15 protein-coding genes and 1 pseudogene are annotated in these 21,861 nt (G+C 36.9%); 9 read left to right on the top strand and 7 right to left on the bottom strand.

What is annotated here, in order from left to right; all coding sequences use genetic code 11:
• Positions 1-4 precede the first annotated feature (4 nt).
• The 4 genes from uspE to ftnA (O1Q79_RS04025) all read right to left on the bottom strand — a co-directional run bounded on the left by uspE (position 5) and on the right by ftnA (O1Q79_RS04025) (position 3,081).
• Entirely contained in the window at positions 5-931 is a 927-nt protein-coding gene (uspE, locus tag O1Q79_RS04040; protein ID WP_386693346.1) for a universal stress protein UspE, read from the bottom strand.
• A 136-nt stretch (positions 932-1,067) separates the two neighbouring features.
• Positions 1,068-1,838, bottom strand: a complete 771-nt coding sequence (locus O1Q79_RS04035) for an FNR family transcription factor (RefSeq protein WP_386693078.1) — start codon at positions 1,836-1,838, stop codon at positions 1,068-1,070.
• Between the two features lie 245 nt (positions 1,839-2,083).
• On the bottom strand, positions 2,084-2,581 hold the full coding sequence (gene ftnA / locus O1Q79_RS04030) for a non-heme ferritin (protein ID WP_386693077.1): 498 nt from the start codon (positions 2,579-2,581) through the stop codon (positions 2,084-2,086).
• An 11-nt stretch (positions 2,582-2,592) separates the two neighbouring features.
• A complete protein-coding gene (gene ftnA / locus O1Q79_RS04025) occupies positions 2,593-3,081 on the bottom strand; it encodes a non-heme ferritin (protein ID WP_132302519.1) in 489 nt (162 codons plus the stop codon).
• Positions 3,082-3,441: 360 nt separating this feature from the next.
• On the opposite strand from ftnA (O1Q79_RS04025), the gene rplY reads away from it, so the two are divergent.
• Positions 3,442-3,729, top strand: a complete 288-nt coding sequence (gene rplY, locus O1Q79_RS04020; protein ID WP_386693075.1) for a 50S ribosomal protein L25 — start codon at positions 3,442-3,444, stop codon at positions 3,727-3,729.
• Between the two features lie 101 nt (positions 3,730-3,830).
• A complete protein-coding gene (dapB, locus tag O1Q79_RS04015; RefSeq protein WP_386693074.1) occupies positions 3,831-4,643 on the top strand; it encodes a 4-hydroxy-tetrahydrodipicolinate reductase in 813 nt (270 codons plus the stop codon).
• Positions 4,644-4,694: 51 nt separating this feature from the next.
• Here the strand turns inward: dapB and O1Q79_RS04010 are convergent, their stop codons facing one another.
• The 3 genes from O1Q79_RS04010 to O1Q79_RS04000 all read right to left on the bottom strand — a co-directional run bounded on the left by O1Q79_RS04010 (position 4,695) and on the right by O1Q79_RS04000 (position 9,312).
• On the bottom strand, positions 4,695-6,068 hold the full coding sequence (locus tag O1Q79_RS04010; RefSeq protein ID WP_386693073.1) for an efflux transporter outer membrane subunit: 1,374 nt from the start codon (positions 6,066-6,068) through the stop codon (positions 4,695-4,697).
• A 138-nt stretch (positions 6,069-6,206) separates the two neighbouring features.
• Positions 6,207-8,138, bottom strand: a complete 1,932-nt coding sequence (locus O1Q79_RS04005; protein ID WP_386693072.1) for a MacB family efflux pump subunit — start codon at positions 8,136-8,138, stop codon at positions 6,207-6,209.
• Positions 8,139-8,148: 10 nt separating this feature from the next.
• Positions 8,149-9,312, bottom strand: coding sequence for an efflux RND transporter periplasmic adaptor subunit (locus tag O1Q79_RS04000; protein ID WP_386693071.1), 1,164 nt, complete (start codon positions 9,310-9,312; stop codon positions 8,149-8,151).
• Positions 9,313-9,505: 193 nt separating this feature from the next.
• Here O1Q79_RS04000 and glnS point away from each other — a divergent pair, with 193 nt between their 5' ends.
• From glnS to glgA, 7 genes and pseudogenes are all read left to right on the top strand, one after another.
• On the top strand, positions 9,506-11,179 hold the full coding sequence (glnS, locus tag O1Q79_RS03995) for a glutamine--tRNA ligase (RefSeq protein WP_386693070.1): 1,674 nt from the start codon (positions 9,506-9,508) through the stop codon (positions 11,177-11,179).
• Entirely contained in the window at positions 11,180-11,326 is a 147-nt protein-coding gene (locus tag O1Q79_RS03990; protein ID WP_386693068.1) for a hypothetical protein, read from the top strand. It begins immediately after the preceding gene.
• A 70-nt stretch (positions 11,327-11,396) separates the two neighbouring features.
• A complete protein-coding gene (locus O1Q79_RS03985) occupies positions 11,397-11,840 on the top strand; it encodes a YcgN family cysteine cluster protein (RefSeq protein WP_386693067.1) in 444 nt (147 codons plus the stop codon).
• Positions 11,841-12,049: 209 nt separating this feature from the next.
• Positions 12,050-16,300, top strand: a pseudogene (gene glgB, locus O1Q79_RS03980) (1,4-alpha-glucan branching protein GlgB); the annotation flags it as partial.
• Between the two features lie 565 nt (positions 16,301-16,865).
• Positions 16,866-18,839 (top strand): glycogen debranching protein GlgX, encoded by a 1,974-nt coding sequence (gene glgX, locus O1Q79_RS03975; RefSeq protein ID WP_386693066.1) that lies wholly within the window; start codon positions 16,866-16,868, stop codon positions 18,837-18,839.
• 145 nt (positions 18,840-18,984) lie between these two features.
• On the top strand, positions 18,985-20,292 hold the full coding sequence (glgC, locus tag O1Q79_RS03970) for a glucose-1-phosphate adenylyltransferase (RefSeq protein ID WP_386693065.1): 1,308 nt from the start codon (positions 18,985-18,987) through the stop codon (positions 20,290-20,292).
• Positions 20,293-20,391: 99 nt separating this feature from the next.
• A complete protein-coding gene (glgA, locus tag O1Q79_RS03965) occupies positions 20,392-21,822 on the top strand; it encodes a glycogen synthase GlgA (RefSeq protein WP_386693064.1) in 1,431 nt (476 codons plus the stop codon).
• Positions 21,823-21,861 lie beyond the last annotated feature (39 nt).

Genomic DNA, 21,861 nt, shown 5'->3' with positions numbered 1-21,861 from the left:
AAGATTATACTTTTTTAGTCGGTTTAATCGCTAGTAAATTACATTTCAATTTGCTAATAACATGTTCTGCGGTATTACCAAGTAGTGCAGCAGAAAGTCCAGTTCGTCCAACTGTACCTAAAATCACTAATTCTGCCTCAATATCGTTGGCAACTTGTGGAATCACTTCTTCTGGAAAACCCTCATAAACGTGCGTATGATCTTCCGCAATACCAAAATGTTGGCGTAAGGCTTTCATGTTAATTAAGTGTTGACCACGTACACCGTTAATATATTCACTTGAATGAAATTCTGGTAAATCAATCGCCATATTCATAGGTGTCGGAGGATAGGCACTGACTAAATGTACGTTACCACGTTCTAATTGATCAGCTAAGTCCATACTGAGCGAAACAAGTTCTTTATTAAAAATATCGTGATATTCTTCATCACCGGATACGTTGACCGCTACAAGAATACGTCTTTGATGTTTCCAGTCACCGTCACGTACCATTAATAATGGGGTAGGACATTTACGTAATAATTGCCAATCCATTGGGGTGACAAAGAGAGAGGTTAAACTCTCTTCTTCTTTGGTATATTTAATTACCAAATCATAATGATTAGCTTCAATTTCAGCAACGATAGCTTCGGATTCATTACTTGACCAAACCACTCGTGAGTGAAATATAATCATTGGATCGGTGTATTTTTCTAAATAGGGGAGGACATCTTTTTGACGTTGCTCAACCACGGTTTGGTGCATTTCTTCGCGTTCATCAGCGGAAAGTAGAGCTGACATTTCATAAGAAAGATCATAGACGGGTAAGAAAACAGTAATATTAACAGGAAATTCGCTTTTCTGTTCTTTAACTAAACGAACGGCACGAGCTAAGCTGTATTGTTTTTCATTTTCTGGGTTAAGAATAACGAGAATATTGTTGAATTTCATCATAACCTCCATTTTTACAGTTTGATTTTATCTATCTCCGAATGCGAATAGCATAGTGCGGATTACATTAAATAACAAGCGAGACGAGTTAAAAATGTGATCTATGCAACAAAATTTTATACAATTTACAAATTTTCTACTCAAAAGCAATCTTGGTACGGTGGATACCTGCAATTTCAGTTAATTCAGGTAGGCTATTAATCGTAATATATTTACCTTGTACCACTAAAATTCCCAGCTTTTGGAAACGACCAAGTAAACGGCTAATAGTTTCCACTGTTAATCCCAGATAATTGCCAATATCGCCACGCGTCATGGTTAAACGAAATTCTCTTGGTGAGAAACCACGGGCAGAATAACGTTTGGATAAATTATAAATAAAAGCCGCTAAACGTTCTTCCGCATTCATTTTAGATAATAACAAAATCATTTCTTGATCGCTTTTAATTTCACTACTCATTAAACGCATAATCTGTTGGCGTAATTTCGGCATTTTACCGGAAAGATCATTGAGTACATCAAAGGGAATTTCACATACCATTGCCGTTTCTAATGCTTGAGCAAAACTTGGATGACGCATATTCATAATGGCATCAAATCCCACTAAATCACCGGGTAGATGAAATGATGTAATTTGTTCTTCACCGGCTTCATTAATAGTATAAGATTTGATGGTGCCAGAACGAATAGCATACAATGACACTAGTTCATCTCCAGCTTTAAATAATAATTGAGATTTTTGAATAGGCTTTTTACGCTCGATGATATTATCAAGTTGATCTAACTCGTGAGCATTAAGGGTAAAAGGAATGCATAATTGACTAATACTGCAATCTTGACAATGAATAGCACAACCGCCAGATTGAATACGGCGCCCCATGCGTGGTTCTGATGATAAAATACTCATTCTGCCTCAAATTTTATGATAAAATTGATCTAACTCAAAAATAATAGCATTAAAATATAAAATTAAGAAGAAAAATTATGCCCGCAGAAAAATTAACCAAAAAACGTCTTATTCAAATCATTATTATGTTTGTAATTTTGCTTGTCGCTTTTGGCTATAAAACCTATCAATATTATCAATAAGCACAAGCGATAAAAAAGCTGATAACTTTAGGTCATCAGCTGCTTGTCCTATTGCTTTAATGTCTAATTTGCACTAGATAATGCGGCAAGATCTTTATCAATCAAGAAGATAGATTTACCATCTTCACCTAAAATATTGAATTTATCTAGGATACTACCAAATAATTTTTCTTCTTCGTGCTGTTCTGCCACATACCATTGTAAAAAATTAAACGCAGAGTAATCTTTTGCTTCAAAAGTTGCCCCAACTAATTCATTGATTTTGCTGGTAATCAATTTTTCATGAACAAAAGTTAATTCAATCACTTCACGCAATGATTTATATTCGTGCGTCACTTCTTCAATATCAGAAATTTGGGCACCTGCCCCCGTTTCATTTAGGTAAGTGAAAAGTTTACGCATATGTTCCATTTCTTCAGACGCATGCTCGCGTAAGAATTTCGCTGCACCGACATAACCTTTTTGATCGCACCATGCACTCATTTGCAAATAAAGATTGGAAGAATAAAATTCCAAATTCATTTGAGCATTCAATAATTCAATAATTTGTTTAGCTAACATTGTTTTTCCTTTTATTCTAGAGTTAATAATTCTTTATCAATTAAATAGATTGCTTTGCCATCATTGCCTAAAATATCAAATTTATCAATTACACCACCAAACAGCGTTTCTTCTTCATGTTGTTCTGCCACATACCATTGCAAGAAGTTGAAAGTAGAGTAGTCTTTGTTGGCAAAAGTGACTTCAACTAATTCATTGATTTTTGCTGTCACATGTTTTTCGTGTTCAAAAGCCACTTCTAACACTTCACGTAATGTAGCATATTCAGTACGTGGAGCTTCAATTTTACCTAAAAGAGGTAATCCACCTGTTTCGCTGACATAGTCGAATAATTTTTGCATATGTTCCATTTCTTCATCGGCATGGCGTAAGAAAAATGCAGCAGCACCTTCATAACCTTTATTTGAACACCATGCACTCATTTGTAAATAAGTATTAGATGAAAAGAATTCTAAATTGATTTGTTCATTCAATTTAGTTGTAATAGCTTGGTTTAACATTTTTCATTTTCCTTGTAAAAAATTAAAGTGGAAGATATCAATTGTTGTTATTATAACCACCCAAATGAGAATTGCAACATTTATTTTTGCATAAGTCATTAATTTAAAAAGAAAAACCAATGGCAACTATTATCATTTAGAATAACTTAACAATTTTTTCACATAGATAAATTTGTAAATAATTCGCATTTTTTACCGTGGTTTTATTTTTGACTAAAAAGAAAACCACCAGAACATTTGATTTTTGTAGGAAATTCATTATAATACGCCCTCTCAAAATACATTTTGAGCGAATTATGGGGAATCGTTGGGTCGCCTACGATTTCTGTCTTTAAACAATTTTATATAGAGAACATTAACATGGCATTTAAATTTAACGCTGAAGTTCGTCAAACGCAAGGTACGGGTGCGAGCCGCCGTCTGCGTCGTAATGGTCAAATCCCTGCTATCGTTTACGGTGGTAGTGAAGCCCCTGTTTCTATCGTATTAAACCACGATGAATTAAACAATGCACAAGCACACGACAATTTTTATTCTGATGTGATTACATTGGTTATTGATGGAAAAGATGTGGCAGTAAAAGTACAAGCAATGCAACGCCATCCCTTCAAACCAAAATTGGCACATATTGATTTTAAACGTGCATAATTTCTAATTTGTTACATAAAAACACCAATAATCACGGATTATTGGTGTTTTTTTTATTATAATGAAACGACATTACAAACATAAAAAGAAGGAATTTCATCATGACATTAAAAATCGGTATTGTAGGTGCTGGCGGTAGAATGGGGCGTCAATTAATTCAAGCGGTACATTTAGCAGATGGAGTCGAATTAGGTGCTGCTTTTGAACGCGAGGGTTCATCATTAATTGGAGCTGATGCGGGTGAATTAGCTGGTGTCGGTAATTTAGGTATTAAAGTTGAAGATAAATTAGAACATCAAGTTAATCATTTTGATATATTGATTGATTTTACTCGCCCAGAAGGAACCTTAGCACATTTAAAAGTTTGTACAGAGAATCATAAAAATATGATTATCGGTACAACGGGGTTTGATGCTGAAGGTAAACAAGCTATTCAGCAGGCATCTGAAAAAATCGGGATTGTGTTTGCTTCCAATTATAGCGTGGGTGTAAATTTAGTCTTTAAATTATTAGAAAAAGCAGCCAAAGTGATGGGGGATTATTGCGATATTGAAATTATTGAAGCCCACCATCGCCATAAAGTGGATGCACCGTCAGGTACGGCGTTATCCATGGGCGAACATATTGCTAAAACGCTGGGGCGTGATTTGAAAACCCATGGTGTTTTTGCTCGAGAAGGTATTACAGGCGAACGTAAACGTGATGAAATTGGCTTTTCCACTATTCGTGCCAGTGATGTGGTAGGTGAACATACGGTGTGGTTTGCTGATATTGGTGAACGAGTGGAAATTTCCCATAAAGCGTCTAGTCGTATGACATTTGCGAATGGGGCAGTGCGTGCAGCCAAATGGATTGAAAATAAATCGCATGGTTTGTTTGATATGACTGATGTGTTAGATTTGAATAATTTATAATAAGCATAAAAATAGCCCCCGCAATAGGGGCTAAATTATGCAATAAGCATATTAATATTTGGTGGAATAATATCCACCCATGGCACTATAAATCGCATTTTCATTCTGAATAACAGCATATTTTGCATTCAAAATCGCCACCTGAGAAGATTTTTCCGTATTTGCTGCGGCTAACCATTCTCTTAATTCAGAAACACCTGCATTATAACGATTTTGATAATATTGAGTAATACGTTGATCATAATCGTATTTTTTGTTTAAATTTTCAAAATTTTGTTGAGATTGGGTATAAGCAAAATAGTTAGTATCAATTTCATTTAATGCGGTGGTAATTCCTTGTTCATAATTGACACGAGCAGACTCATAAGCAGCCTCGGAAATTTTTACATTCCATTTCACATGATTCCAATCTAAGAATGGTAAGCTAATAGCTAACGTGCCGGCAGCTACTGGATTACTTAATGAATTACCCACCGTGCTTGCACTAGAAGATATGCTACCGCCTAAATTAATACTTGGGAACCAAGATTTTTGCGTGGCTTTGGCATCTTTGAACGCACTGCTTAAACGGAATAAATTGCCTTTAACATCAGGACGATTAGCAATCGTTGAAACCGGTACGTTAAGGTTAACTCCGGCTGTTTTTACATCTAAAATGTGTGGGAAAGTGATATTTAACGCTTGATCTGGTTTTAAGTTTAATAAATTACGTAAAGTCTGCTCGGCAGTTTTACGCTGAGTTTGGTAAGCAATTAAATTGTTACGAGCAGTTAATACGGATTGTTGTGCTTGGTCTATGCTAGCACGATCTGCCACGCCTTGCGCGAAACGGTTTTGCATAATATTGTTAATTTGACCGTAATAGCTGATGGTATCATTGGTGGCTGAAATAGCATCATTGAGATAAGCAAGTTGATAATAAGTTACCACAACAGAGTTAATTAATGATAACCGAGTTGCTTCTAAATCTTGCTGAGTGGCTTTATACGTCCATTCACCAGCGTCTGCGGCATCAGCTAAACGACGCCATAAATCTAAAGTGTAACTCACGCCTAATGATCCGCCATGACTAATGGTCGAATTGGCATGGGTATCCGTACGACGACTGGCAGATGAACTGGTTGAACCGTTAAAGGCTGGTACTAAATCAGCGCCTAATAAATTTGCTTGGTAAAGTGCAGAATTCACAGAAATTGCTGCTTTGGCTAAATCTTTATTATTTAGTAAGGCTTGTTCAACTACATGATTTAATTGGACATCATTATACAATGTCCACCAATTTTCTTTGATATTATATTGTTGAGTAATTTGTTCATATTGTTGGTAATCTTGTTGGCTAGTTTGGTAGCTATCTTCAATATTAGCACAACCTGCTAAAGCAGAAGATAAAATCACGGTTAGGGCGATTTTATTGAGTTTTAACATATTTTTTCCTTCAAATTTGAAATGGAAGTGCGGTGAAAAATACCTCATTTTTTTACCGCACTTTGAATAAAAAGTTGTTAATGAACGTTCGTTCATTTTTGAACTTGCTTATTCTAACAGAAAAATAAAAATTTTCTACTATTCTCTCGCAAGTGCATTAATCGGATTTAATTGTGATGCATTTTTGGCGGGCACATAACCGAAAATCACACCGATTAAAGTCGAACAGAGTACTGCCGAAATAATCGAGAAGCTAGAAAATACCATGGTAAAATCTGTCATAAACAGATTAAAAATAGTGCCAAATAAGATGGATAGCAAGATCCCCGTGACACCACCGATTAAACAAATTAGCACTGCTTCAATTAAAAATTGTTGTAAAATATTCGCTTGTCTGGCACCAATTGCCATACGAACACCGATTTCTTTAGTGCGTTCAGTCACTGACACTAACATAATATTCATCACTCCAATCCCTCCAACCACCAAGGAAATCAACGCAATAGATGAAATCAACAAGGTCATTGTGTTGGTGGTGGCTTCAATAGTTTGTTTAATAGTGTCGGTGTTCATCACGAAAAAGTCTTTTTTACCGTGACGAACTTGCAATAAATTGGTTAGTCCTTTTTCTGCCACAGTGGAATTAACATCATCACGGATTTTTACCGTAATACTATCAATTTTCTGATTACCTGAAATTTTATTCATTGCTGTGGTGTAAGGGATATAGATTTTTAGATTGCTACTGCTCCCCATATTATTATTGGATTTTGCTACACCAATCACTTTTAAGGGCTTTTTATTAATCATTAAAATTTGCCCGATAGGATCGCTATTTGGGAAAACTTGGGTGACGGTATTATCATCAATCACAGCGATATTTTCATTGTTCACTACATCATTCGCATCAAAAATTTTACCCGTTACCGTGGTCAAGCCTTTCACGTTAAAATATTGTTCACCTACCCCATAAACTTGAGCGGTAAAACTTTGACTACCATAAGTCAGTGTTCCACTCACCGAACTATTTGGCGTAGAGCTTTCAATATAGCTTTGTTTGGCTAAAATATCACTGTCAGAAACCGTCAGATTTTGATTTTTCTCAGCGTGTCGATCACCAAATCCGGTACCGTTAAAAATATCCATGGTGTTGGTTCCCATAGAATTAATATTGGCCAGAATTTTTTGTTGTGAACCCGTGCCTAATGCCACCACACAAACCACAGACGTAATCCCGATAATAATTCCCAGCATAGTCAATAGTGAACGCATTTTGTGAGCTACAATGGCGTTCACCGACATTTTAAAGGATTCCATAAATTGATCTTTATAGAAACTAAAAGCATTTTTGTTGATTTTGGGAGTGGTATCTTTATGGGCAATTAAATCACTTTTTCGAGTATCTTCGATAATGCGACCGTCTTTAATTTCAATAATCCGATTAGCAAAATTGGCTACTTGTTTATCGTGGGTGACTAAAATAATGGTATGCCCTTCGCTATGTAACTGGGTTAAAATTTCCATTACCGTTTCGCCACTTTTACTGTCTAATGCGCCTGTTGGCTCATCTGCCAAAATAATTTCACCGCCATTCATCAAGGCTCGAGCAATACTCACCCGTTGTTGTTGACCACCAGAAAGTTGGCTCGGTTTATTTTCTAATTTATCGCCTAAGCCTAATTTCTCTAACAGACTAGAAGCTCGAGCTAAACGAGCTTGTTGATTAACGCCAGCATAAATGGCCGGAAGTGCTACATTTTCCACCGCGCTTAGCGTAGAAAGTAGGTTATAACGCTGGAAAATAAAACCAAATTTTTGCTGACGCAAGTCGGAAAGTTGATCTCGATTAAGATGACTAACTTCCTGATGATCAATTTTATAAGATCCTGATGTTGCCGTGTCTAAACAACCGATAATGTTCATTAAGGTCGATTTACCTGAACCCGATTGTCCGATAATGGCAATAAAATCACCTTTTTTAATGTCTAAGTCAATGTCTTTTAAAACTTGGGTACGGTTTTCGCCTTCACCAAAAAATTTGTTAATGCCTTTGATTTCAATGATATTCATAATCGCAACCTTAGAACAATCTTGGTCCACGGTTACTATTACCGACGGTTTCACCTTCAGCTACCTGAGAGGTAATCACTTTTTCACCTTCATTTAAGCCGGATAAAATCTGTGTATTCACATCATCATTTAGGCCGATAGTAACTTCTCGTTTTTCTACCTGTTTATCATTATTTAATACATTGACATAAACTTGATTACCATTCTTTTGTAGGCTAGTGGTTGGCACTAATAAGGCATCCTTAACATCTGCAATGGTAATGGTATTTTGCGTTGTCATGCCGATACGTAATTTACCATCTGGATTATCTACAACCACATTGGCATAATAATAAACGGCGTTGGTATCTGTTACATCTTCTGTATAGCCATTATCAGTTAATGTCGTCATGGCTGGATCGACCGAATTAATTTGAGCATGATATTTGGTATTTGGATCCGATAGCGTAGTAAACTCAATTGACATACCTTGTTTTACTTTAGTAATGTCCCCTTCGGAAATTTCAGGTTTAACTAGCATTTTGGTTAAGTCTGCCACTTGCACAATGGTTGGTGTGGTTTGATTCGCATTGACGGTTTGTCCGACGGAGACGGGAATAGAAATCACCGTACCATTTAATGGTGATACAATTTTAGTATAACCTAAGTTAGTTTGAGCGGTACTGACTTCAATTTCCGATTGCTTAATAGACGCTTGTACCGTTTCAATATCCGCTTCCGCGCTGGATAGGGTATTTTTAGCTGAATTTAAATCATCTAACGTAGCTGAATTTTGTTTATATAATTTAGCCATACGATTATAGGCTGACAATGCCACGTCATAAGCAGTTTTTTTCGCTTTTAATTGAGCCTGATAAGAAGCCAGTTGCGCTTGTGCAGTATTTAGGCTATTGACTTGTGTTTTTGAATCAATTTCTGCAATCAAATCACCTTCTTTTACTTCTTGTCCTAAGGTTACATGAATTTTTTCAATTTTCCCAGATACTTGCGCCCCCACTTCGACGCGGTTATAACTTCGTACTGTCCCACTGGCAATCACTGATTTTTGTAAATTACCACGGTTCACTGTTTCGGTTAAATAGGTGATTTGTGAACCTTGATCTGTTTTAAAATAAAACCAACAACCGCCACATAATGCTAAGATGATTGCTGCAATGAATAACTTCTTTTTCATAATATTGTCCAATAATAACTAAAGTTAGGGGAAGTATAAAAGATAAATCTTAATAAATCCTTAAGCATGCTTAATAGATTATGATTTTAAGCAAAAGTTGCATTTTTATCTTTTTTATCTTTTTATCGACTTTGTAATCTTTATTTAAACCGTGTAGAATAACCCTAATTTTTAACAGCTTAAATTTTACTATATGACAACAGAAAATACTGTAATTGAAGAAACGGGCGAGATTCGCCCAACCAATTTTATTCGCCAAATTATTGATGAAGATTTAGCAAGTGGTAAACATAACAATGTTTACACCCGTTTTCCGCCTGAACCAAATGGTTATTTGCATATCGGTCATGCCAAATCTATTTGCTTAAATTTTGGTATAGCTCAAGATTATCAAGGTAAATGTAATTTGCGTTTTGATGATACTAACCCAACCAAAGAAGATGTGGAATATGTGGATAGTATTAAGCAAGATGTGGAATGGTTAGGTTTTCACTGGGAGGGTGAACCACGTTATGCTTCCGATTATTTTGATCAACTTTATGGCTATGCCATTGAGTTAATTGAAAAAGGATTAGCTTATGTAGATGAGCTTTCACCAGAACAAATGCGTGAATATCGTGGTACATTAACGGAAGCAGGGAAAAATAGCCCATATCGTGATCGCCCGATTGAAGAAAATTTGGCATTATTTGAAAAAATGAAAAACGGCGAAGTTCCTGAGGGCAAAATGAGCTTACGTGCTAAAATTGATATGAGTTCCCCGTTTATGGTGATGCGAGATCCAGTGATTTATCGCGTGAAATTTGCCAGCCATCATCAAACAGGGGATAAATGGTGTATTTATCCGATGTACGATTTTACCCATTGTATTTCTGATGCCATTGAACGCATTACCCATTCATTGTGTACGTTAGAGTTCCAAGATAATCGCCGTTTATACGACTGGGTGTTAGAACATATTTCTATTGCACGTCCGTTGCCACATCAATATGAATTTTCTCGTTTAAATTTAGAAGGAACCTTAACTTCTAAACGTAAATTACTGAAATTAGTTGAAGAAAAAGTGGTAGATGGCTGGAATGATCCCCGTATGCCGACCATTTCAGGTTTACGCCGTCGTGGTTATACACCAGCATCTTTACGTGAATTTTGTCGCCGTATTGGGGTGACAAAGCAAGATAACGTGGTGGAATTTTCAGCGTTAGAAAGTTGTATTCGTGATGATTTAAACACCAATGCACCACGAGCTATGGCAGTGATTAATCCGTTAAAAATTGTGATTGAAAATTTAAAAAATCCAGAAATTTTGACCGCACCTAATCACCCTAATCGGGAAGAACTCGGTTCTCGTCAATTAGCATTTACCCCTGAGCTTTATATTGATCAAGCAGATTTCCGTGAAGAAGCTAATAAACAATATAAACGTTTAGTATTAGGTAAAGAAGTACGTTTACGTAATGCTTATGTAATTAAAGCGGAACGAGTAGAAAAAGATGCAGACGGCAATATTACCTGTGTTTATTGCTCTTATGATCCTGACACTTTAGGCAAAAATCCAGTAGATGGGCGTAAGGTGAAAGGCGTAATTCATTGGGTGTCTGCGACAGAAAATTGTCCTGCGGAATTTCGCCAATATGGACGCTTATTTAATATGCCAAACCCGGGAGCGGAAGAGGATATTATTGCAGCTATTAGCCCAAATTCTTTGGTTATTAAACAAGGGTTTGTGGAAAAGAGTTTAGCACAAGTAACAGCTGAGCAATCCTATCAATTTGAACGTGAGGGATATTATTGTGCGGATAACAAGGATAGCACGGCTGAACATTTAGTATTTAATTTAACTGTGAGTTTAAAAGAAGGATTTTAAATGAAAAAATTAGTATTAATTGTATTGACTGCATTGGTATTAACCGCTTGTTCGCAACCGAAAGATATTTATTTTAATGGTGCAGAGGGTTCACATTCAGGGATTAAATATGATAAAAGTAGTGAATCATTTGGTTTAAATCCTTAATTTTCTATCTAAAAATAAAAGTGCGGTCAAAAATTTAACTCTTTTTTGATCGCTTTTTTATCTAAATAAAATGAATGATAATCTAAATAACATACCTTTTTGGCAACAAAAATCCCTTGCTGAAATGACCGAAACAGAATGGGAAGCTTTGTGCGATGGCTGTGGAAAATGCTGTTATCGTAAATTTATTACAGGACGCGGCAAACAAGAGCGGTTGTATTACACTCGTATTGCATGCAATTTGTTAGATGTGGACACAGGGAAATGTGGCGATTATTGTAATCGTTTTATATTAGAAGATGATTGCACCAAACTGACCAAGAAAAATTTACCCGATTTTAAATGGTTGCCTCGTACCTGTGCGTATCGTTTATTATACGAAGGCAAGCCTTTATTTGACTGGCATCCACTGATTTCCCATAACTCCAACTCAGTTAAATTAGCTGGCGTTATGATCAAAAATGGTATCCATGAAAGGGATGTCATTGACTGGTTTGATTATATTATTGATTAAATAAATAAGTTTAGAAAACTTAAAAGTAAGATAGCCATAAAAAAGAGAATTTTCTATTAACAGCCTTATAATGCTTGCTGTTGTTTGATTTTTAATCATACCCATTAGGTGAAATCTTACTAAGTATGATAAAGATCACAAAATTGAATTAAATTTGTTGAGTTTATTATTGACCTTGTTAGAATGAGACAGAAACTTGAGGTACGCCTATGAATTTAACGGAACAACAACGTTGTACTGAACAGAAAGCTGAAAAATTAGGGATCTGTCCTTCCCATTATAGTATTGATGGGCATTTTATTACAGCGTCAGCAGAAACCTTGGATTATTTTACCGCACTTTTATCAGCGGAAAATAGCTGGTCTAATGATCACTTTGATGATGTTTTAGTACTAAACGCAAAACAAACCACAGATTATTCCTTTTCTTCTTTTTTCTTCTCTACCACCACTTGTCGTTTAACGAACGAACAAGATGAAATATTATTTGAACAACAATCCCAACAACAAATCAGTTTACCGGCTTTGCCGGGTGGTTATTATCAATTAACCCTTTCCGATAAAAAGCAACAACGTAAAATACGTTTATTGGTACAACCAAAAACCACTTTTCAATCCCCAATATTAGATCAACGAAAAGCCTGGGGGATTAATGTTCAGCTTTATAGTTTGTGTTCTGAACGCAACTGGGGGATTGGTGATTTTGCCGATTTAACTTATTTAGTACAACATGCGGTGCAATTTGGTGCGGATTTTATCGGGATTAATCCATTACACAAAATGTATATTGCCGTACCAGATTGGGTGAGTCCATATAGTGCCACATCTCGTCGTTGGTTAAATCCGATTTATTTAGCGATAGATTGGTTGCCTGAATATAAATTAGCCAAATCTGTGCAAACTTGGTTTGCTCAACAACAAGATGAAGTCGGGCATTTACGTCAACAACAGCAAGTAGATTATCAAGCAGTTTCTCGTTTAAAAATTACCGCACTTGAGCAACTTTTTGCCTTTAGTCAGCGTAGTAAAACCGCCAAAATTATTGCTCGCCGACAAGCCTTTTTAGATTTTGTTAAACAACAAGGAGATAACCTGTTAAATCAAGCGTTATTTGATGTGTTAGATGTGATTGAACATCCAACACAGCAGGCGGATGAAAAAAATGTCGGTTGGTTAGGTTGGCGAAAAGAATGGCAACAATTAAGTGATAAAAACCGTAAAGCCTTAATAAAAAAATACCAAACCAAAATTGAGTTTTATATGTGGTTGCAATGGTTAACGGAACAACAGTTGGCAGAAGTGAAAGTTGTTGCTCAGAAAGCCGGTTTGCAATTAGGTATCTATGGTGATTTAGCCGTACAAAGCTCACGGGGAAGTGCGGATGTTTGGGGGGATCCTGAACTTTATTGTGTCAATGCAAGCATTGGTGCGCCACCCGATCCTTTAGGTCCGGTCGGACAAAATTGGGGATTACCGCCCTATAATCCAACCGTCTTAAAAGCACGTGGTTTCCAACCTTTTATTGAGATGTTACGAGCGAATATGCAACATTTTGGTGTATTGAGAATCGATCATGTGATGGGATTATTCCGTTTGTGGTTTATTCCAGAAAATAAAACTGCCGTTGATGGTGTTTATGTACGTTATCCTTTTGCGGAATTAATGGCTATTTTAGCCATTGAAAGCCAACGCAATCAATGTGTGATTGTGGGAGAGGATTTAGGTACTGTCGCCGATGAAGTGCGGTCAAAATTAAATGAATTTTTAGTTTATTCGTATTTCGTGTTGTATTTCTCACAAGCGAATGGAGAATTTCCATCCGCTGAAAATTTCCCAACTCAAGCCTTTGCCACCATTGGTACTCATGATGTGCCATCTTTACGGAGTTTTTGGCATTGTAAGGATTTAGAATTATTTGAGCAATTAGGCGTGTTGCAAGGGGATTTCTTGCAACAGAAGTATCAGCAACGAGTAGAGGACAAACAAGCCTTATTAAATAGTTTATACCGTGATCACTATTTACCCGATGATTATGACGGCGATGCGTTAAGCATGGCAATGCACGATCATCTAAATTTTGTGATTCATCGTTATTTAGCACGTAGTCAAAGTCGATTGATTGGTGTACAGTTAGAAAATCTGATCGATCAAGAAGTGTCGTTTAACTTACCAGGGACATCAACTGAGTACCTGAATTGGCGAATTAGACTTGCTATGCCACTAGAACAAATATTTAGTGACCCACGCATTCAGGCATTATTAAATGAAATTAACCATAATAGGAAGTCATTATGAAAAAATTAGTAGAACAATCAGTGATAGATGCGTTTTTTAATGGAACGCAAGCTGATCCATTTTCGGTGTTAGGTATGCATGAAACGGAAAGGGGAATTGAAGTTCGTGTTTTAATGCCGGATGCAAACAGTGTTGAAGTTATCAATCGAGCAACACAGAATGTTGAAGTGGTGTTGGATCTGATTGATGAACGAGGTTTCTTCACCGGTGTTGCACCCAATACGCGAGATTTTTTTGATTATCAGTTGAAAGTCTATTGGGGCAATGAAGCAATATTTATTGAAGACCCTTACCGTTTTCATCCGATGATCGAAGAATTAGATAACTGGTTATTAGCCGAAGGTTCCCATTTACGCCCTTATGAAGTATTAGGCGCTCACTTTACTGAGTGTGACAATGTCACAGGGGTAAATTTCCGTTTATGGGCTCCAAATGCAAAACGGGTTTCTGTGGTCGGTGATTTTAACTATTGGGATGGTCGCCGTCATCCAATGCGTTTCCATGCCGACAGTGGTGTGTGGGAATTATTTATTCCGAAAGTCACTTTAGGGCAATTATATAAATTTGAATTATTAGATAGCAATAATCAACTTCGCTTAAAATCTGACCCGTATGCCTTTGCTGCACAATTACGCCCAGATACTGCATCACAAGTCAGTGCTTTACCTGAAATTGTGGAGATGACGGATGCTCGTCGCAAAGCTAATCAAGTGGATCAACCGATCTCTATTTATGAAGTCCATTTAGGCTCATGGCGTAGAAACCTTGAAAATAATTTCTGGCTAGACTATGACCAGCTTGGTGATGAACTTATTCCTTATGTAAAAGATATGGGGTTTACCCATATTGAATTATTACCAATTTCCGAATATCCATTTGATGGTTCTTGGGGTTATCAACCTTTAGGCTTATATGCGCCAACCAGCCGTTTTGGTACACCAGAAGGCTTTAAACGTTTTATTGCTAAAGCACATGAAGCGGGAATTAATGTGATTTTAGACTGGGTTCCGGGGCATTTCCCGAGCGATACCCATGGATTAGCCGCTTTTGATGGTACGGCGTTATATGAGCATGCAGATCCAAAAGAAGGTTATCATCAAGACTGGAATACCTTGATTTATAACTATGGACGTAACGAAGTGAAAAATTTCTTGACGGGTAATGCGTTATATTGGTTAGAACGTTTTGGACTGGATGGTTTGCGTGTTGATGCGGTAGCTTCGATGATTTATCGTGATTATAGCCGTAAAGACGGTGAGTGGATTCCGAATCAATACGGTGGTCGTGAGAATTTAGAAGCGATTGATTTTTTACGTCAAACTAACCGAATTGTAGGTACAGAAGTGCCGGGGGCAACCAGTATTGCAGAAGAATCCACCTCTTTTGCTGGTGTCACTTTACCGCCTGAAAATAACGGTTTAGGATTCCATTTTAAATGGAATATGGGTTGGATGAATGACACACTTTCTTATATGAAACTGGATCCGATCTATCGTCAATATCATCACAATAAAATGACCTTTGGTATGGTTTATCAATACAGCGAGAACTTCTTATTGCCATTGTCACATGATGAAGTGGTACATGGTAAATCTTCGTTGTTAGGTAAAATGCCGGGAGATGCATGGCAAAAATTTGCTAACTTGCGTGCGTACTATGCCTATATGTGGGGTTATCCGGGTAAAAAATTACTGTTTATGGGTAACGAATTTGCTCAAGGTCGTGAGTGGAATTATCAAGAAAGCCTTGATTGGTACTTACTGGATGATTTCCATGGTGGTGGCTGGCACAAAGGTGTGTTGCAATTAGTCAAAGATTTGAATAAAACTTACAAAGATCACACTGCACTTTATCAATTAGATAATAAACCGGAAGGGTTTGACTGGTTAGTGGTGGATGATTATCAAAATTCTATCTTTGCTTTCGAACGCCGTGACAGTAATGGTGAGCGTATTGTGGTGGTGAGTAACTTTACCCCCGTAGTGCGTGAAAACTATCGTATCGGGGTGAATGAAGAAGGAGAGTATGAAGAAATTCTGAATACAGATTCCGCTTATTATAAAGGTTCAAATGTCGGTAACTTTGGTGTAGTCACGACGGAAGAAATTGAAAGCCATGGCAAAGCACAATCTATTTCTGTGGTGGTACCACCATTAGCAACGATTTATTTTCGTTGGAAAAAAAATACAAAAAAGACTAAAAAAACAGCCGTAAAACGGACTAAAACAGCAGAAACTGTGGTGAAAAAAACAGTCAAAGCGAGCAGTGCTAAAGTGACTAAAGCGAAAGCAACTAAAGTAGATACTGTGAAAGCGGAAGCTACAGAAAGTAAAGTGACCAAAGCCAAAACTAAAACCACAAGAACAAAATCCGTTAAATCAGATACGGTAAAACCAGATGTGGTAACGCAAGAAGCTGTTGTGACTGAAAATAGTGCGGTGAAATCTACAGCAAAAACGGCAGCGAAAAAAGTGACAAAAGCCACTAGCAAAAAAGCCGAAGTAGATGCTGAGCCGACGAAAAAAACGGTTAAAGCTAAAACTGCACCAAAAGTAGTAAAAGATAAAGTAGCAACAGTGAAAACTGAGGCCACTAAGAAAGTCGCTAAACCCAAAACTAAAAAAACTATCAAAGAATAATAGATAGGAAATGTAATACCAGAAATGGAATATTCAAACATTCCATTTCTGCGTATTATCATTATATTAATGGATTATTTTAAATTATTATTATGAACACGTTATTAGGGGCGAATACTGAAATTCGCAATAATCAACAAGGGGTTAGTTTTGCCCTATATTCCAGCCAAGCAAGCAAAATAGAATTATGTTTATTTGATTCGGAAGACAATGAAAAACGTTTTACCATGAAAAAAAATGAACAAGATATTTGGCATTGTTGGATTGCTGATGTTGAAGCCGGTACTCAATATGGTTATCGTCTTTATCCAAAAGATGGCATTAGCTTAAATAACCCTAACAAATTAATGTTAGATCCTTATGCCAAAATGGTTGTAGGAAAACCGGATTTATCAACGGCAAATAAAAGAGCATGGTTTTTATTAAATGATCGACGCGATAATGCTAAATTGGCGCCCAAAGGGGTGGTAACCACGCCATCAGATTTTGATTGGCAAGGGGATAAACCATTACAAACGCTGTGGGAAAATAGCATTATTTATGAATTACATGTTAAAGGATTTACTAAATTACGTGAAGATTTGCCAGCACATATTCGTGGCACCTATGCAGGTCTCGCGCATCCAAAAAGTATTGCTTATTTGCAATCTTTGGGGATAACTGCAGTTGAATTATTACCGGTGAATTTTTTTGTTAATGAACCACATTTACAAGAAAAAAGATTAAGTAATTACTGGGGCTATAATCCGCTAGCCATGTTTGCTTTAGAAACCACTTATGCAGCGACAGATAACCCCGTAGATGAATTTAAGCAAGCGGTGAAAGCCTTGCACCAAGCCGGTATTGAAGTAATTCTGGATGTGGTATTTAACCATACTGCTGAAGGGGAAAAACATTTTCCGACCTTTAGTCAACGTGGAATCGATGATCAAACCTATTATTACCATAATGATCAAGGTTATTATGAAAACTGGACAGGTTGTGGCAATACGTTAAATTTATCTACACCACAAGGACGAGCATGGGTGCTTGATTGTTTAAAATACTGGGTAGAAGAATATCATGTTGACGGTTTCCGTTTTGATTTAGCGTCTAGCTTGGGAAGAGAACAACCGTATTTTAATCCGCAAGGTTTATTATTTAAAGCTATTGAAAACGATCCGATATTAAGTCGGTGTAAAATGATTAGCGAGCCTTGGGATTTAGGTGATGGAGGTTATCAAGTAGGAAATTTTCCAAGCTATTTTGCTGAATGGAATGACCGTTATCGTGATGATATTAAGCGTTTTTGGTTGTGGAAAAGTGGCGCATTGGGTGCTTTTGCAGAACGATTGGCGGGTTCAAGTGATATATACCGTAAAGCGAATCAGTTACCCTACAAAACCTTGAATTTTATCACCGCACATGATGGTTTTACGTTACGTGATTTGGTTAGTTATAACTATAAACATAATTGGGCAAATGGTGAAAATAATCATGACGGACGAAATGAAAATTACAGCTATAACCACGGTATAGAAGGTTCTACGGATGGTTTACCGAAGAATGACCAGAGTACAGTAGAAAAACAGCGTTTTTTAACCAGCGTGGCTTTATTACGTACTTTATTACTATCAAATGGTACCCCAATGTTATTAGCGGGTGATGAATTTGGTAATACGCAATATGGCAATAATAATGCATACTGTCAGGATAACCAGATTACTTGGTTGAAATGGTCGATATTTGATCGAGACTTATTTGTAGCAACACAACAAGCCATTCAATTACGTAAAAAAATTCAAAGCCTAACCAATGGGCAATGGTGGAATACACAGAATGTGAATTGGCTTAATGAGTCTGGGCATAATTTGCAAGTAGAAAACTGGCAAAACTACGCAAGTAAAGCAATACAAATTTTATTAGATGATCAATGGTTGTTGGTAATCAATGCCAAAGATGATTTACAAAATTTCATTTTGCCGGATGGTAAATGGCAAATGATAGTTTCTAATCAAACCCAGTTGTTAAAAGGACAAATTTTATTAGTAGAGACTTTAGATTTTTGTATTTTGCAACGAAAATAAGTGATTTTTTTAATTAATTTTTCAAAAGTTTGAACTTTATCACAGAAAATTAATTTTATTTTCGGTATAGTGTAGAGAGATTATTAGATAGTCCCTATTTTTAACTGAAACGATTAGCCCGCAATTTTATCTATGGAGAATAATTATGAGTAGCAAAGTAGCAGTACCTAACAAATATGAACTTGTTAAAGAAACTTTAGTGTTAATTTTGGCAGGTGGACGCGGTTCTCGTTTACACGAATTAACGGATAAACGTGCCAAACCAGCACTTTATTTTGGTGGTAATCGTCGTATTATTGATTTCGCTTTATCAAACTGTATTAACTCGGGATTAAACCGTATCGGTGTAGTAACACAATATGCAGCACATTCTTTGTTACGCCATTTGCAAACAGGCTGGTCTTTCTTACCACAAGAACGTGGTGAATTCGTTGATATGTTACCGGCTCGTCAACAAATTGATAATTCTACTTGGTATCGCGGTACAGCGGATGCGGTATATCAAAATATGGAAATTTTGAAAAATCATTATCAACCAAAATATGTATTGATTCTTGCTGGTGACCATATTTATAAACAAGATTATAGCCAAATGTTACTTGACCACGTCACCAGTGGTGCAAAATGTACTGTAGGTTGTATTGAAGTACCACGTTCAGAAGCATCTGAATTCGGGGTTATGGCAGTTGATGAAAACTTAAAAGTCAAAGATTTTATTGAAAAACCAAAAGATCCTCCGGCGATGATTGGTAAACCGGACACCTCTTTAGCATCGATGGGTATTTATGTATTTGATGCGGATTATTTGTATGACGTATTAAGACGTGAAGTGAAATCTCCTTATACATCTCACGACTTTGGTAAGGATATTTTACCAAAATCCTTAGAAGAAGGCGTGTTGTATGCTCATCCATTCAGCCGTTCTTGTATGGGACGCAATACCGAAGGTGAAATTTACTGGCGCGATGTGGGTACTTTAGATAGTTTCTGGCAATCTAACATTGATTTGGTATCAGAAAAACCACAATTAGATATTTACGATCAACGTTGGCCGATTCGTGGTAATCCCGTACAAACTTATCCGTCAAAATTCTTCTATAACAATCCGCATGTTAAACCGGTAGATAACTCGTTAATTTCGGGTGGTTGTATGATTACAGATGCAAGTATTAGTTATTCTGTATTATTTGACCGCGTCAAAATTAAAGAGAATTCAAGTGTCGATCATTGTGTTATTTTACCGCAAGTGACGATTGGTAAAAATTGTGTATTAAGAAATTGTATTATTGATCGTCATGTGATGATCCCTGATGGTACACAAATTGGTCTTGATATTGAAGAAGATCGCAAACGTTTCCGTGTGAGTAGCACCGGAAAAGTTGTATTAGTCACTGAGTCTATGATTAAAAAACTAAATGGTGAAGACGTTAGTTCTGACGTAAATTTAGATTAATTATTTTCTAGCCCTTAAAAATTGATTTTCCCCTGCTTGCGGGGGAAAATGTCTGTAAGACTGAAAGACAAGGGCTAAATTAAGGAAGCATAAAATTAAATGAGAGTATTACACGTTTGTTCTGAATTATACCCTTTACTCAAAACCGGTGGATTAGCCGATGTCATGGGCGCATTGCCTTTTGCACAAAAAGAAGAAGGCATTGATGCTCGGGTGTTATTACCGGGTTATCCGGCCATTTTTGCAGGCATTCCTGAAACCTATGTAGTCGCAGAGTTTTTCAATTTTGCCGGTCATATTTTATTACGTTACGGCGAATATAATGGTGTAGGTGTTTATATTATTGACGCACCTCATCTATATGATCGTCCCGGAAATCCCTATCATGATCAATGGTATCAGGATTATACCGATAACTATAAACGCTTTGCCTTATTAGGTTGGGTGGGGGCAGAATTGGCGACCGGCTTAGACAATTGGTGGCACGCTGAAGTTGTGCATTCCCACGACTGGCACGCAGGGTTAACCAGTGCATATTTGTATAACAAAGGTAAACCGGCTAAATCTGTATTTACCATTCATAACTTAGCTTATCAAGGCCGATTTGATTATCGTCACTTATATGAAATTGGGTTACCTGCCGGCATGTTCCATGTGGATGGCTTAGAGTTATATGGCGAAATTTCTTATTTGAAAGCGGGCTTATATTATTCTGATGCGGTTACTGCCGTGAGTCCAACCTATGCCAAAGAAATTACTCGACCTGAATTTGCTTATGGTTTGCAAGGTTTGCTTGGTACCTTAGAATATCAAGGTCGTTTACATGGTATTTTAAATGGCGTAGATGAGAAAATATGGCATCCAAATAACGATCCTTATATTACCGATCACTATAAATTAAAATTTATGGCGGGTAAGAAAAAGAATAAGGAACAATTACAGGCTCATTTCAATTTACCGTTAAATCCTGATGTGCCAGTTTTTGTCATGATTACTCGTTTAACCGAACAAAAAGGCGTGGATTTATTACTTGAAACTACTGATGAAATCGTTAAACAAGGTGGACAACTGATTGTATTGGGTTCCGGAGCACAGCACTTTGAACAAGGATTATGGGGACTAACTCAATATTATCCGCAAAATGTGGCGGTTAAAATTGGTTATGATGAAGCCTTATCTCACTTAATGGTTGCAGGTGGTGATGTCATCTTAGTGCCAAGCCGTTTCGAACCTTGTGGCTTAACTCAATTATATGGTTTAAAATATGGCACATTACCTTTAGTTCGAGCCACTGGTGGATTAGCCGATACCGTGGTGGATAGTACCAGCGAAAACATCAAAGCGGGGATCGCCACAGGTTTTGTGTTTGAACATGCTGATCCACAAGGCTTACGTTATGCTTTAAATAATGCCTTTGCATTATGGCAAAAACAACGTTTATGGGTTAATGTAAGAGCTAATGCAATGTCTCAAGATTTCAGTTGGGCATTAGCAGCTCGTAGTTATCTGGCACTTTATAACAGAATTTAGTTGTAAAAGTCACCAAAGTGCGGTTAAAATACCGCACTT

The organism is Lonepinella sp. MS14434 (assembly GCF_042468235.1).
Taxonomy (GTDB): domain Bacteria; phylum Pseudomonadota; class Gammaproteobacteria; order Enterobacterales; family Pasteurellaceae; genus Lonepinella.
This window is presented reverse-complemented; position numbering and strand designations above follow the sequence as displayed.

Coding starts and splice junctions, on each gene's coding strand:
- O1Q79_RS03990 (WP_386693068.1), top strand. CDS start 11,180: ATGAAAAAATTAGTATTAATTGTATTGACTGCATTGGTATTAACCGCT.
- O1Q79_RS04005 (WP_386693072.1), bottom strand. CDS start 8,138: ATGAATATCATTGAAATCAAAGGCATTAACAAATTTTTTGGTGAAGGC.
- rplY (WP_386693075.1), top strand. CDS start 3,442: ATGGCATTTAAATTTAACGCTGAAGTTCGTCAAACGCAAGGTACGGGT.
- uspE (WP_386693346.1), bottom strand. CDS start 931: ATGAAATTCAACAATATTCTCGTTATTCTTAACCCAGAAAATGAAAAA.
- O1Q79_RS03985 (WP_386693067.1), top strand. CDS start 11,397: ATGAATGATAATCTAAATAACATACCTTTTTGGCAACAAAAATCCCTT.
- O1Q79_RS04035 (WP_386693078.1), bottom strand. CDS start 1,838: ATGAGTATTTTATCATCAGAACCACGCATGGGGCGCCGTATTCAATCT.
- O1Q79_RS04010 (WP_386693073.1), bottom strand. CDS start 6,068: ATGTTAAAACTCAATAAAATCGCCCTAACCGTGATTTTATCTTCTGCT.
- glgX (WP_386693066.1), top strand. CDS start 16,866: ATGAACACGTTATTAGGGGCGAATACTGAAATTCGCAATAATCAACAA.
- glnS (WP_386693070.1), top strand. CDS start 9,506: ATGACAACAGAAAATACTGTAATTGAAGAAACGGGCGAGATTCGCCCA.
- O1Q79_RS04000 (WP_386693071.1), bottom strand. CDS start 9,312: ATGAAAAAGAAGTTATTCATTGCAGCAATCATCTTAGCATTATGTGGC.
- ftnA (WP_386693077.1), bottom strand. CDS start 2,581: ATGTTAGCTAAACAAATTATTGAATTATTGAATGCTCAAATGAATTTG.
- glgA (WP_386693064.1), top strand. CDS start 20,392: ATGAGAGTATTACACGTTTGTTCTGAATTATACCCTTTACTCAAAACC.
- glgC (WP_386693065.1), top strand. CDS start 18,985: ATGAGTAGCAAAGTAGCAGTACCTAACAAATATGAACTTGTTAAAGAA.
- dapB (WP_386693074.1), top strand. CDS start 3,831: ATGACATTAAAAATCGGTATTGTAGGTGCTGGCGGTAGAATGGGGCGT.
- ftnA (WP_132302519.1), bottom strand. CDS start 3,081: ATGTTAAACCAAGCTATTACAACTAAATTGAATGAACAAATCAATTTA.